This window comes from Pseudomonas segetis (assembly GCF_900188155.1).
In the GTDB taxonomy this organism is placed as follows: domain Bacteria; phylum Pseudomonadota; class Gammaproteobacteria; order Pseudomonadales; family Pseudomonadaceae; genus Aquipseudomonas; species Aquipseudomonas segetis.
Genome location: NZ_FZOG01000008.1, coordinates 109,970 through 122,521 on the forward strand (window position 1 = coordinate 109,970; position 12,552 = coordinate 122,521).

The window sequence follows — 12,552 nt, forward strand, 5'->3', positions numbered from 1 at the left end:
CTGCATGCAGCCTAATTAAAGAGTATTGAGTGCATCTTGCAAGTAACTGCAGAGGCTTGAGCGGCCCCAGGCCTCGCGCTTCTCAGGGCTGAAAGCGCGAGGCCTGGCCGTCAGACCGCATAGCCCAATACACGCGGCAGCCAGAGTGCAATTTCCGGGAATACAGCGACCAGCACCAGCGCGCTGCCCATCACCAATACGAATAACAGTGCCCAACCCACGGTTTGTTCCAGGCGTATCTTGGCCACCTCAGCCGTCACCATGAGGTTGATCGCAACAGGTGGGGTGAACTGGCCGATAGCAATGTTCATGGCCAGCAGAATACCGAACCACACCGGGTTCCAGCCAAAATGCTGCATGACCGGAATCAGGATTGGCATCAGGATGAGGTAGATCGATATTGCATCAAGCAACATCCCCGCGAGCAATACCGCCACCATCACCAGTATCAGCAACACCGTGCTGTTGTCCGACAGCGAGATCAGCCATTCAGCCAAATGACGGAATGTACCGAGCATGGTTCCTGCCCAGGCGAATATACCGGCCAGGGCAATGATCAGCATCACTACGCCAGAGATCATCGCGGCTTCGCCGCATAGTTTCCACAGGCTGCGCCAGTCGAGATCACGGGTGATAAACAAGCCAATCGCCACGCCATAGGCAACGCCCACCACGGCGGCTTCGGTCGGCGTGAACAGCCCGCTGCGCAGGCCTCCCAGGATGATGACCGGAGCAAACAAGGCAGGCAGGACCTGTTTAAAACTCATCCATACCGGAGGACGCTCCGCACTATCCGGTGACTCCCAGCCGTAATGGCGCGACAGCAACCATGCGGGCAGCAGCAACACCAGACCCGCAATGATTCCAGGGAACAGGCCGGCAGCAAACAGCGCACGCAAGTCCACGCCCGGGACCACTATTGAATAGAGTATCAAGGCAATCGAAGGCGGAATTAGAATCGCAGTGGAGGCGGACGCCGCAATCAGCGTTGCAGAAAAGGGTTTTGGGTATCCGGCCTTGGTCATGCTCGGCAACATCACCATGGCCACGGCCGCGGCATCGGCCGGACCGGAGCCGCTCATGCCGCCCATGATCAGGCAGACCAGGATCGCAACCAGCGCCAGGCCGCCATGACGTGGCCCGATGAGCGCCTGGGCAAAGCGCACCAGGCGCAGGGCCACACCGGCCTTTTCAAACACCAGGCCGGTGAGGATAAACAACGGGATAGCAATCAGCGGGTATTTGGCGACACCGTTATAGGTGTTGGTGCCCAGGGTCGCCAGCATGTCCGGGGAGAGCCCGGCCACTATGCCGATAGCGCCGGACAGGCCCAGGGCAAACGCAACAGGGACGCCAAGTACCAATAAGCCGATAAAGCTGACAATCAACCACAGGTCAGGGCTCATCGCTGAGTCTCCCGCGCAGTCGATCAAGGGTCATCTGGGTCAGTCGGAACAACATCAACAGGGCCAGCAATGGCAACCACACCACGTACCACCAGTTGGGCAAGCCCAAGCCTGGCGATTCAGAATCCCATTGGTATTCCTCAAGCGCGAATTGACCGCCATACCAGACAATCAAGCCCAGTACTGTCACCGCCGCCAGCCACTGCAACACAATCAAAGGTGTGCGCAGTGCCGGAAACATGCGTTCGAGCATGCCAATGCGAATATGCCGATTACGGCGCAATGCAGCTGACGCACCGGCGAAGGTCAGGATAACCAGCAAGAACACCGAAAACTCTTCAGTGAATGCAAAGGATGCATTGGTGAAATAGCGCACTACTACGTTAGCCAGGCTGATCAGGCTGATGATGACCAGCGCCAGCGTCGCCAGCGCACGCTCCAGGCGTGCGTCCGGTTGTTTATTCATATACACCTCAAAACACCCACAAGCCCCGGGCTTGCGGGTCACACAGGATCAGGGTTTGGCGATGGCGTCTTCGGCAGCCTTCATCAACTGCGGGCCAATTTTCGGCGCCCAGCTTTGCTTGACGCTTTGCGTGGCCTCAACGAACGCGCTGCGCTCGGCATCACTAAGCTCCACCACTTCCACACCGCGCGAACGGATATCAGCCAAGCGTTGTGCCTGCTGGCCACGCGACAGCTCGATCTCCCACTTGCCAGCATCCAGAGCAGCTTGGCTCAGCAGTTCGCGATCGGCTTCAGGCAGGCCTTTCCAGACCCGCTGGTTGACCGCAAAGATCAGGGGATCAGCCATGTAGTGCCAAAGCGTCAGGTACTTTTGACCCACCTGATCAACCCGCGCGACGTCGAACACCGAGATCGGGTTTTCCTGGCCATCAACCGCACCAGTGGTCAATGCTGGCTTGGCATCTGACCAGCTCATTTGCGTTGGATTGGCGCCCAGCGCAGTGAAGGTATCCTGGAACAAGGGCGAACCCACTACCCGGATTTTCAAGCCAGCAAGATCAGCCGGTGCACGCAGAGGCTTGACCGAGTTGGACAGTTCACGAAAGCCGTTCTCGCCCCAGGCCAAGGGCATGATGCCGCGCTTCTCGATAGCAGCGAAGGCCAGCTTGCCCGCCTCGCCCTGGGTAATGGCATCCAGGTCGGCGTTATCCTTCATCAGGAAGGGAACCGAGAACAGATTGAGTTCCGGCACCTGTGGCGACCAGTTGATGGTCGAGCCAACCGCCATATCAATCAGCCCGGAGCGCATGGCCGAAAACTCCTTGGTCTGGTCGCCGGCAACCAGTTGAGCGTTCGGATAGACCCGCAGGGTGATGCGTCCTTCAGAGCGTTCCTTGACCAGGTCTGCCCATTTCTGCGCAGCCTGTCCCCACGGAAATGCATCCGAGAGGACGGTTGAAACTGAGTATTCGCGCGCCTGGGCAGTCATGGCTACGGACAAGGCAGCGGCAGTTGCCAGCAGCGTAAAGCAACGGGGAAATTTCATCGGGCATCCTTGATGTGGATCGATATCGTTTTTTTATTTAGTAAGGCTCAAGGCTCGATCACAGCATTCAAAACTGTGTTCGGCAGATCCAGCGGCGAGCGGATGAGTCGCCTGGGTGTGCCGGGTCGGCACCAAATGCACGCATTTATGCGTTGAAACCGCTCGTTTGACCTTGTGAGTCACGAACGGCTCGCCAGCGGCTAGCGCATAGCCTACTAACTATCTCAAATGCCCGCATAAAGTGCCATTATCAAAAGGCATGATGCGCCTGCTTTGGACAACAGGCCTTGGCGCTGGCCATAATCGCCCGATTGCTTTTCAGGATGCTGCCGGCGATGACTATTTCCCGCGAAGACCTCGACCACGATGGCTTGATCGTCGGCGTCTCACCCGAGCGCTTTCGCGCCGTGGCCATGCCACTATTGTTCGATCACCTCAATGCGCAGTGCGAAGGCACCATTGCGGTTAACCGCCAGGCGCGAATTGTCTGGATAAACGACAAGTACGCCCAAAAGGTGGGCATAAGCGATGTCCGCAGCGTCCTGGGCAAGGACATCGAAGACGTCTTGCCTGCCAGCAAGTTGCGTGAAGTGGTAGAGAGCGGCCAGCCAAGCATGTTGGATCTGATGGCCTTTGGGGATGAGCACTTTGTCGTCACGCGAATTCCGTTACGCGACGAGGACGGCACCATGGTCGGCGCACTTGGCTTCGTGCTGTTTGACCGCGCCCGGCACTTGAAGCCCTTGATGGCCAAATACAACAGCCTGCAAAACCAGTTGCTCGCCACTCAGCATGAGCTGGCCAAGGCCCGGCGTGCGCGCTACACCATCGCCGGTTTTATTGGTGCCAGCCACGCGGCCAGCGAAGTCAAACGTCAGGCCCGGCGTGCCGCGCAACTGGATGCAACTGTATTGCTGCGTGGCGAAACCGGCACCGGCAAGGAATTGCTGGCCCAGGGCATTCACAACCTATCGCCAAGGGCAAACGGTGCCTTTGTTGCAGTCAATGTCGCGGCTATTCCGGAAACGCTGGTCGAGGCCGAGCTATTTGGTACAGCTCCCGGGGCCTACACCGGCGCTGATCGCAAAGCGCGCATTGGCAAGTTCGAACTGGCCGATGGCGGCACCTTGTTTCTCGATGAAATAGGCGATTTGCCCATGCCGCTACAGGCCAAGCTGCTGCGTGTGCTGCAAGAGCAGGAAGTGGAGCCGCTGGGCTCGAACCAGGTGAAACCCTTGAGCGTAAGGGTGATTGCGGCCACCCATATCGACCTGGAAGCCAAGGTCGCCAATGGGCAGTTCCGTGACGACCTGTATTACCGCCTCAATGTACTGAGCCTGAATGTGCCGGCGCTGCGTGAGCGTCGTGAAGACATTCCTGCGCTGGTCGAACATCTGCTCGATGACATCGCCAATCGTTCGGGGCAGGCACCCATGGAGCTTAGCGATGGCGCCCTACAACTGTTGACCAGGCAGTTATGGCCGGGCAATGTCCGTGAATTGCGCAACTTGCTGGAACGGGTGCAGCTCGCGGCTGAAGGCACCCTGCTCGATGCACAGTTGATCCAACCGCTGCTCAGTTCATCCGCTCCGAGCCTCTCTGTGCTGGCCGATGTACCAGCCCAATCGACACCGCCAGCGCACGAGCATCAAGCGCCCCCACTGGCCCACAGCCTTGCACAGGCAGAACGCCAAGCCTTGCAGGTGGCCCTTGCCGCCTGCTCCGGCAACCGCAGGCAAGCGGCCATCCAGCTGGGAATATCCCGTGCCAGCCTCTACAACAAGCTGCAACAGCACGGCCTGGCCGAGCGCTGACTGGGCTGAACGGTGAATGTTTAATGTCTAGAAAACTAGACACCTTAATCGCCAACCGCTCCAAAAAATCATACATGTCCAATTTAATAGACAGTACCGCTCTCGTCTTTAAATCCAATCCTACCGCTCATTGATGCCGGAAAGGCCCGTTCTTCGGGCCTTTCGCCTCAATACAACTAAAGTCTTGAACCACTTGGCACAGCTTTCGCTCTAGTAAACCCAGATGTGCGTATGCCTGTCTGTGACGCACAGCTTTAGCCGGCCCGCCAACTAGAGCGGCGCCTAAAACAACAACAAAAAGGAATGACCTATGGGTACCCTCGGTATTCTGATTTCACTCGCACTGTTGATGTACCTCGCTTATCGCGGCATCAATGTGCTGATTCTCGCCCCGTTGCTTGCCCTGCTGGCGCTGCTGTTTTCCGGCGAAGCCAGCATGCTGCTGCCCACCTACACCCAAGTATTCATGAAGGCCATGGGCGGCTACGTCATCCAGTTCTTCCCGTTATTCCTGCTTGGGGCATTATTCGGCAAGTTAATGGACGACTCGGGGTCTGCTCGCGCCATTGCCCATGGCATCGTCGCTAAAGTTGGCAGCGAGCGCGCCATTCTGGCCATTGTGCTGGCCTGCGGCATTCTCACTTACGGCGGCGTCTCATTGTTCGTGGTGGCATTCGCCGTGTATCCAATTGGCGCCGCCCTGTTTCGCGAGGCGGGTATTCCCAAGCGCTTGATCCCGGGCGCGATTGCCCTGGGTTCATTTACCTTTACCATGACCGCGCTGCCCGGCACTCCGGCCATCCAGAATGCGATTCCCAACCCCTTCTTTGGCACCGACGCCTTTGCCGCGCCAGGGCTTGGCATTATTGCCGGCTCCATCATGTTTGGCCTGGGAACCTGGTGGCTGACCTCCCAAGCGCGCAAACTCAAGGCAGCCGGCGAAGGCTATGGCGAACATCAGGATGACCCGGTTCTGGAAACGCACGCCTACACGCCTAGCTTCTGGCTGGCACTGCTGCCCATACTGCTGGTGATTGGCCTGAACTTCCTGATGGCCAAGCAAATCTTGCCAAATATCGATGCCAGCTACCTGGCCAAGCCTGAATTTGGCGGTTTGTCTGACGCTAAATCCCTGATTGGTATCTGGGCGATTATCGTGGCCCTGGCCGTCGCGGTTCTGCTGTTGATTGTGCTGCACTGGAAGCGCTGGATGGACCTCAAGAAAACCGTCAACGAGGGCTCGTTTGGCTCAATGCTGCCGATTTTGAATACTGCTGCCGAAGTCGGTTATGGCACGGTCATCGCTTCCCTGGCAGGCTTCGTGGTGATCCGCGACCTGGTCTTGGGCGTCTCCGATAACCCGCTGATCTCCGAAGCGGTGGCGGTGAATATCCTGGCCGGTATTACTGGCTCGGCATCCGGCGGCATGTCCATCGCCCTTAAAACGCTCGGTGAGCAGTACATGACACTGGCCACTTCAGCGGGTATCAGCCCGGAGCTCTTACACCGCGTCGCGGCAATGGCCTCGGGCTGCATGGATACCTTGCCACATAACGGTGCGGTCATCTCCTTGCTGGCGATCTGCAAGCTCACTCACCGCGAGTCGTACAAGTTCATCTTCGTCAATACCGTGGCCTTTCCAATGCTTGCATTGGCGGTGGTCATTACCCTCGGCACCCTGTTCGGTAGTTTTTAAACCACAAGCATGCCGGGGTTTTCGACCTCGGCATGCTTGGTTCACGCCAGTCTTGGACTTCCTTAGTTTTCGAGTATTCGCCATGAGTAAAGTCATGAGCGCAGCCGCGGCAGTGGCGCGCATAACCGATAACAGCAATATCGCCACGGGCGGATTCGTCGGCATCGGGTTTGCCGAAGAAATCGCCATCGCCCTGGAACAGCGTTTTCAACAGGAGCAAAGCCCGCGCGACCTGACATTGGTGTACGCCGCAGGTCAAGGTGACGGCAAGCAACGTGGCCTCAACCACCTTGCCCACCAGGGGCTTGTGCGTCGGGTTATCGGTGGCCATTGGGGCCTGGTGCCAGGCTTGCAGAAGCTCGCGGTGGATAACCTCATCGAAGCCTACAACCTGCCGCAAGGAGTAATCTCGCAACTGTTCCGCGACATCGCAGCCGGCAAACCCGGGCAACTGTCCAAGGTCGGCCTGGGCACCTTTGTCGACCCGGACTTTGGCGGCGGCAAACTCAACCAGCGTACCCAGGCCGAGCTGGTGCGCAAGATGCCAATCGATGGCCAGGATTATTTGTTTTACCCGACCTTCCCGATTGATGTCGGCATCGTCCGTGCAACCAGCGCCGACACCGAAGGAAACCTCAGTTTTGAACGCGAAGCCCTGACCATTGAAAGCCTGGCCATCGCCATGGCTGCGCACAACAGCGGCGGCCTGGTCATTGCACAGGTCGAGCGTATGGTTGAAAGCGCCACGCTCAATCCGCGAGATGTGAAGATTCCTGGAATCCTGGTCGATTGCATCGTGGTCGCTCAACCAGAAAACCATCAACAGACCTTTGCCACAGCTTATAACCCGGCATTCTCCGCCGAAACACGCGTCCCCTTCGACAGCCTCGCGCCCATGCCACTTGAGATACGCAAGCTGATTGCCAGGCGCGCGGCCATGGAGTTGTCATCTGGCGCCGTGGTCAATCTCGGTATTGGCATGCCCGAGGGTGTTGCGGCCGTTGCAGCCGAGGAAGGCATGATAGATATGCTCACGCTCACGGCTGAGCCCGGCGTGATTGGTGGCGTCCCTGCATCAGGACTGGATTTTGGCGCCGCGAGCAATCACAGCGCATTGCTCGACCAGCCTTATCAATTCGACTTCTACGATGGCGGCGGGCTTGACCTGGCTGTTCTCGGACTTGCCCAGGCCGATGTTGAAGGCAATCTCAACGTATCCAGGTTTGGCAGTCGCCTGGCGGGTGCTGGCGGTTTTATCAATATCAGCCAGAACGCCAAGCGTGTGGTATTTGTCGGCACCTTTAGTGCGGGCAAGCAGGATATCCAGATTGTCGATGGGCAACTGAAAATCAATCAGGACGGCGATATGTGCAAGTTCGTCGAACAGGTCGAGCACCGTACATTCTCCGGGCAGCACGCTACCGAGCGCGGACAACCTGTGCTGTACGTTACCGAGCGCTGCGTGTTCCAACTCACAGCGCAGGGCCTGGAGCTGATAGAAATAGCCCCCGGTGTAGACCTGCAGCGCGATATATTGCAGCGCATGGCATTCGCCCCCATTGTACGCAACCCCAAGCTGATGGACGCCAGGCTGTTCGCCGAAGGTGCCATGGGCCTGAAAGCAACGCTGGCTTGAGGATTAGCAGCGCGCCCACCGGGCCTTGCCAGCCTGGCCTGATCCACTCGCAGAGTGAATGCCCTGATGTGGTTCAGGCCCAGAAATGAAAACACCCTGCGAGAACTTCGTCTTCGCAGGGTGTTGGATGACTCTCCAACGCCGCACATCAAGTGCGGCGTCAGGCGCTGCACTCAACGCTTGGCAATAATCCAGACGGCGTGAACGATACCTGGAATGTAACCGCACAAGGTCAACAGGATATTCAGCCAGAAAGCGCCTCCCAGGCCGACTTGCAGGAAAACACCAAGTGGCGGTAACAAAATGGCGATCAAAATTCGGATCAGATCCATTGAAAAGCTCCTTTGTGGATGCCCCGGCATTGGGTACGTAAATTTTGACTCGTCATTGCCCCGACAGTTCAGCCTGTGTGTGTTTACTCAGCGCCATCCCTGGCAACGGCGTCCAGCAAACAGTGGCTGAAACCGGCGCCGCATATACCTCCGGACCAGGTTAAGGCTGCAAGCGATTTACCGCTTTGGACTGTCTTGCAGTACCGCCCAATTGGCGATTTAGCTGCTCGACCAGGGTAATGACCCCAGCAATTTTCTGATGGATACCGGGCCTTTCCACGGCTGCGGTTTCTTGCTTCGCGATTGTGTCAAACGCCAACAATTGGCCCGGGCATTCTTCAGCTTCTAGCTGCTGTGCCGGGTCGAACAAATCAAAGTGGGTGAGCCTGTAGGTATTCATGGTGTTCTCCTTGAAGGCTTCATGGGTTAGAGCTCAGGAGGCAGTTCAGCTAAAAAAACGTGCAAAACCCCAGGCTGTATCCTGAGGCGAAGTTTTTTTGTAATTTGAATATCCACACAATTAATGACAATTGCACAACAGGTTCCGCCCTTTTCTGCTTAGGTTCAAACCTTTGCGAAATACGACTGTCAAGCTTTTGTAGCTATAGTCTGTTCTACCGCATCCGTAGAGCTGCGTTTCCATTAATCAGCAGAGAGAGCATTTATGAGCAAGCAATACACCGTCGCCGTCTTGGTCGGCAGCCTGCGCAAAGCTTCGATCAATCGCAAACTTGCACTGGCCCTGGCTGATCTGGCTCCCCCGTCATTACAGTTGAAGATCATCGAAATCGGAGCCTTGCCGCTGTACAACGAAGACATCGATGTCGAACCCGCACCGGACGCCTACACCGAGTTTCGCAATCAAGTTAAGGCAACCGACGCACTGCTGTTCGTCACTCCCGAGTACAACCGCTCGGTGCCTGCCCCAATGAAGAACGCTATTGATGTGGGCTCGCGTCCTTACGGCCAGAGTGTATTCAGTGACAAGCCAGGTGCGGTGCTAAGCGCATCGCCGGGCGCCGTTGGCGGCTTTGGCGCCAACCATCACCTGCGCCAGTCAATGGTATTTCTCAATGTGCAAATGATGCAGCAACCAGAAGCCTATCTGGGCGGTGCCGGCAGTTTCTTCGACGACAACGGCCAGCTCAGCGACAGCGTCAAACCTTTCCTGCAAAAGTTTATCGACGCCTATGCAAAGTGGGTCGAACTGCACCACAAGGCCTGAGTAAAGAGGTGCGCCGCTATTGTTGCGGCGCCCCCAGGACAAAGGGGCTGGAGCTTGCAAAAAGCAAACCCCGGAAAAAAGAAAACCCCGCTTTAAAAGCGAGGTTCATGCAGACTGTATCCGATCTTCCTTGACCTGCTTGCCATCCTGGCAGGCATTCCATCGTATCCATGATAGTAATACGTGCTTCCTGCACTACGTCCACGCGATCTAATTTAGGCTATTGCCGTTATAGGCAACAGGGCTAAAACATGACGCTGCTTGTAAGCATTTCGCTATATAAAACCAACCAAGCGTTTGATCGGCTTGCGTTCTTCTGCGATTTTGCTCACATTTACATAAAACAATCAGACTAACGCCAACTGCCATGCCATCTCTAAAACCACTGATCCTGTTCGCGTTTTCCAGCCTGGCCTGCATTACCAGCCTCGCAGGCCCGACCGGGGGACAAACACAAACGGCTGACCACAAGAGCGCCGAACAGCTGCTGTGGAAGACTGTTTACGCAAACGGCGGCGCAACCCTCTATTGCGGCCAGGCATTCGACCAGCAAAGCGGCTTGCTGACGCTTAGCGAGGTCTACAACGGCAAGCAGCTAAAGCGCGCCCTGCGCTGTACCACCGACAACCAATGTGCGGTGGTCAACCCACGCTACCCCTACATGAAGGCCGACTTGCATAACCTCTACCCGGCACTTGCCCGCGCCGAACTGGTTCGACGCAACGCACAGTTCGGGGAACTGGATGACAACGCGGCGAACAAGCTGGCCGACATTGGCTGCCAGATGCAGGCAACCTTTCAGTTGGTTGAACCTCGCGATGACGCCAAGGGCAACATTGCCCGGGCAATTTTCTATATGGCCAGCGAATACGACTTGCCAATTATTGGCCCGGTGCAAATGTACAAGAAATGGAACCAGATCGACCCGCCCGATACCGCCGAGAAAGCCCGCAACGATAAAATCGCCGAGCTGCAAGGCATCCGCAACCGCTTTATTGACGATCCATCGTTGGCCGAGCGAATCAGCAACAACTGATTTTCCAGCACTAAAAAACCCGCCGAAGCGGGTTTTTTAGTGCCGAAGCGACTGCTTAGAACTGCGCAGCGTCAAGCAGATACAAGCTTTCGCTACCGGCCTTGACCGAAGCACTCAAGGAATGAATGCGTGGCAAGATACGGGCAAAGTAGAAGCGCGCTGTGCCGAGCTTGCTTGCATAGAAGTCATCTTCACCCTGCTTGGCCAATGCCGTGCGCGCCATCAGCGCCCACATGTAGGCATAGGCGGTGTAGCCAAAGGCATGCAGGTACTCGACCGAAGCCGCACCGATCTCATTCGGATTGCTCTTGGCGCGCTCCAGCAAGTCCGCGGTCATCTGTTCAAGAATGCTGATTGCACCTTTGAGCGGCTCAACAAACTCGGACAGCGAGGAGTCGGCCGAATCGGTGAAGGCTTTGATTTCGTCAGCGAAGTGCTTGTAGAACGCCCCGCCACTGCCGATCACCTTGCGGCCAACCAGGTCAAGCGCCTGGATACCATTGGTGCCTTCGTAGATCTGGGTGATACGGCAGTCACGAACCAACTGCTCCTGGCCCCACTCACGTATAAAACCATGACCACCGAAAATCTGCTGGCCGTGGATTGTAGTCTCCAGCCCGACGTCGGTGAGGAAGGCTTTGGCCACGGGCGTCAGCAGAGCAACCAGCTCTTCGGCACGTTTGCGCGTGGCCGGATCTTCGCTGAACTTGGCGGTATCGAGTTGCATGGCAACATAGCTGGAGAATGCACGACCGCCTTCGTTCAGCGACTTCATGGTCAGCAACATGCGCCGAACATCAGGGTGCACGATAATGGGGTCAGCGGCTTTGTCCGTTGCAACCGGGCCAGTCGGCGCACGGCTCTGGATACGCTCGCGCGCATATTCGATCGCGCTTTGGTAAGAACGCTCACCGGTCGACAAGCCCTGGATACCCACTCCCAGACGTTCGTAGTTCATCATGGTGAACATTGCCGCCAGGCCACGGTTCGGTGCATCAATGATGTAGCCGGTCGCGCCGTCGAAGTTCATCACGCAGGTTGCCGAAGCCTTGATCCCCATCTTGTGCTCGATAGAACCGCAGGACAGGCTGTTAGCTTCGCCCAGGGAGCCATCGGCGTTGACCATGAACTTGGGTACCAGGAACAGCGAGATGCCTTTCGGGCCCGCTGGCGCATCTGGCAGCTTGGCCAATACCAGGTGAATGATGTTTTCGGTCAGGTCGTGTTCACCGCCGGTGATAAAGATCTTGGTACCGCTGACTTTGTAGCTGCCATCTGCCTGCGGCTCAGCCTTGGTGCGGATAATGCCCAGGTCAGTACCGGCATGCGGCTCGGTCAGGCACATGGAGCCTGCCCAGGTGCCGGCATACATGTTTGGCAGGTACTTTTCCTTGAGCTCTTCGCTGGCGTGGGCGTTGATCGACAGGCAAGCGCCTGCGGTCAGCATAGGGTACAGGCCAAACGACAGGTTGGCCGAGTTGACCATTTCCTCGACCTGGGCCGAGATCACCTTGGGCATGCCCATGCCGCCGAACATGGCATCGCCACCAACACCCACCCAACCGCCTTCGGCGTAGGTTTTATAGGCCTGCGGGAAGCCATCCGGGGTTTTCACCGCACCGTTGCTCCAGCTGCAGCCTTCTTCATCGCCGCTACGGTTGAGCGGGGCAATAATACCGGCAGTGACCTTGCCTGCTTCTTCGAGGATTGCATTGGCGGTTTCTTCATCAACCACTTCAGCCAAAGCCGGCAACTGAGCCCAAAGCTTTGATACTTCAAAAACTTCGTTAAGTACAAAACGCATATCGCGCAGGGGAGCTTTGTAGTCCGCCATGGTCATTCCTCAAAACTTGAATACAGATTCGCAACAGTCTTTGGAGTGTACCCGAACAAC

At 56.9% G+C, this 12,552-nt stretch carries 11 protein-coding genes; 5 read left to right on the top strand and 6 right to left on the bottom strand.

What is annotated here, in order from left to right; translation table 11 throughout:
• Positions 1 to 110 precede the first annotated feature (110 nt).
• From CHB79_RS20270 to CHB79_RS20280, 3 genes are read right to left on the bottom strand one after another with little or no spacing between them, the layout of a single operon-like run.
• Positions 111 to 1,406, bottom strand: coding sequence for a TRAP transporter large permease (locus tag CHB79_RS20270; protein WP_089361226.1), 1,296 nt, complete (start codon positions 1,404 to 1,406; stop codon positions 111 to 113).
• Complete coding sequence (locus CHB79_RS20275; protein WP_010485994.1) at positions 1,396 to 1,872, bottom strand: TRAP transporter small permease; 477 nt, start codon at positions 1,870 to 1,872, stop codon at positions 1,396 to 1,398. The genes CHB79_RS20270 and CHB79_RS20275 overlap by 11 nt, the downstream gene beginning before the upstream one ends.
• A 48-nt stretch (positions 1,873 to 1,920) precedes the next feature.
• Positions 1,921 to 2,919, bottom strand: coding sequence for a DctP family TRAP transporter solute-binding subunit (locus tag CHB79_RS20280; RefSeq protein ID WP_010485992.1), 999 nt, complete (start codon positions 2,917 to 2,919; stop codon positions 1,921 to 1,923).
• 335 nt (positions 2,920 to 3,254) lie between these two features.
• On the opposite strand from CHB79_RS20280, the gene CHB79_RS20285 reads away from it, so the two are divergent.
• The 3 genes from CHB79_RS20285 to CHB79_RS20295 all read left to right on the top strand — a co-directional run bounded on the left by CHB79_RS20285 (position 3,255) and on the right by CHB79_RS20295 (position 8,065).
• Positions 3,255 to 4,733, top strand: a complete 1,479-nt coding sequence (locus CHB79_RS20285) for a sigma-54 interaction domain-containing protein (protein WP_089361252.1) — start codon at positions 3,255 to 3,257, stop codon at positions 4,731 to 4,733.
• Between the two features lie 310 nt (positions 4,734 to 5,043).
• On the top strand, positions 5,044 to 6,429 hold the full coding sequence (locus CHB79_RS20290; protein WP_010485988.1) for a GntP family permease: 1,386 nt from the start codon (positions 5,044 to 5,046) through the stop codon (positions 6,427 to 6,429).
• 82 nt (positions 6,430 to 6,511) lie between these two features.
• Positions 6,512 to 8,065 carry an acyl CoA:acetate/3-ketoacid CoA transferase gene (locus CHB79_RS20295; RefSeq protein ID WP_089361227.1) on the top strand — a complete coding sequence of 518 codons (1,554 nt, stop codon included), beginning with the start codon at positions 6,512 to 6,514 and terminating at the stop codon, positions 8,063 to 8,065.
• Between the two features lie 173 nt (positions 8,066 to 8,238).
• Here the strand turns inward: CHB79_RS20295 and CHB79_RS20300 are convergent, their stop codons facing one another.
• Together CHB79_RS20300 and CHB79_RS20305 are read right to left on the bottom strand one after the other, a co-directional pair.
• Positions 8,239 to 8,397, bottom strand: a complete 159-nt coding sequence (locus CHB79_RS20300) for a YqaE/Pmp3 family membrane protein (protein ID WP_010485985.1) — start codon at positions 8,395 to 8,397, stop codon at positions 8,239 to 8,241.
• A 160-nt stretch (positions 8,398 to 8,557) separates the two neighbouring features.
• Positions 8,558 to 8,797, bottom strand: a complete 240-nt coding sequence (locus CHB79_RS20305) for a hypothetical protein (protein ID WP_089361228.1) — start codon at positions 8,795 to 8,797, stop codon at positions 8,558 to 8,560.
• Between the two features lie 264 nt (positions 8,798 to 9,061).
• Here CHB79_RS20305 and CHB79_RS20310 point away from each other — a divergent pair, with 264 nt between their 5' ends.
• On the top strand, positions 9,062 to 9,622 hold the full coding sequence (locus CHB79_RS20310; RefSeq protein WP_010485981.1) for an NADPH-dependent FMN reductase: 561 nt from the start codon (positions 9,062 to 9,064) through the stop codon (positions 9,620 to 9,622).
• A 367-nt stretch (positions 9,623 to 9,989) separates the two neighbouring features.
• Entirely contained in the window at positions 9,990 to 10,658 is a 669-nt protein-coding gene (locus CHB79_RS20315) for an endonuclease (protein ID WP_089361229.1), read from the top strand.
• 55 nt (positions 10,659 to 10,713) lie between these two features.
• Here CHB79_RS20315 and CHB79_RS20320 read toward each other — a convergent pair whose 3' ends face one another.
• On the bottom strand, positions 10,714 to 12,492 hold the full coding sequence (locus tag CHB79_RS20320; protein WP_089361230.1) for an acyl-CoA dehydrogenase C-terminal domain-containing protein: 1,779 nt from the start codon (positions 12,490 to 12,492) through the stop codon (positions 10,714 to 10,716).
• Positions 12,493 to 12,552: the final 60 nt, after the last annotated feature.

Coding starts and splice junctions, on each gene's coding strand:
- CHB79_RS20270 (WP_089361226.1), bottom strand. CDS start 1,406: ATGAGCCCTGACCTGTGGTTGATTGTCAGCTTTATCGGCTTATTGGTA.
- CHB79_RS20275 (WP_010485994.1), bottom strand. CDS start 1,872: ATGAATAAACAACCGGACGCACGCCTGGAGCGTGCGCTGGCGACGCTG.
- CHB79_RS20280 (WP_010485992.1), bottom strand. CDS start 2,919: ATGAAATTTCCCCGTTGCTTTACGCTGCTGGCAACTGCCGCTGCCTTG.
- CHB79_RS20285 (WP_089361252.1), top strand. CDS start 3,255: ATGACTATTTCCCGCGAAGACCTCGACCACGATGGCTTGATCGTCGGC.
- CHB79_RS20290 (WP_010485988.1), top strand. CDS start 5,044: ATGGGTACCCTCGGTATTCTGATTTCACTCGCACTGTTGATGTACCTC.
- CHB79_RS20295 (WP_089361227.1), top strand. CDS start 6,512: ATGAGTAAAGTCATGAGCGCAGCCGCGGCAGTGGCGCGCATAACCGAT.
- CHB79_RS20300 (WP_010485985.1), bottom strand. CDS start 8,397: ATGGATCTGATCCGAATTTTGATCGCCATTTTGTTACCGCCACTTGGT.
- CHB79_RS20305 (WP_089361228.1), bottom strand. CDS start 8,797: ATGAATACCTACAGGCTCACCCACTTTGATTTGTTCGACCCGGCACAG.
- CHB79_RS20310 (WP_010485981.1), top strand. CDS start 9,062: ATGAGCAAGCAATACACCGTCGCCGTCTTGGTCGGCAGCCTGCGCAAA.
- CHB79_RS20315 (WP_089361229.1), top strand. CDS start 9,990: ATGCCATCTCTAAAACCACTGATCCTGTTCGCGTTTTCCAGCCTGGCC.
- CHB79_RS20320 (WP_089361230.1), bottom strand. CDS start 12,492: ATGGCGGACTACAAAGCTCCCCTGCGCGATATGCGTTTTGTACTTAAC.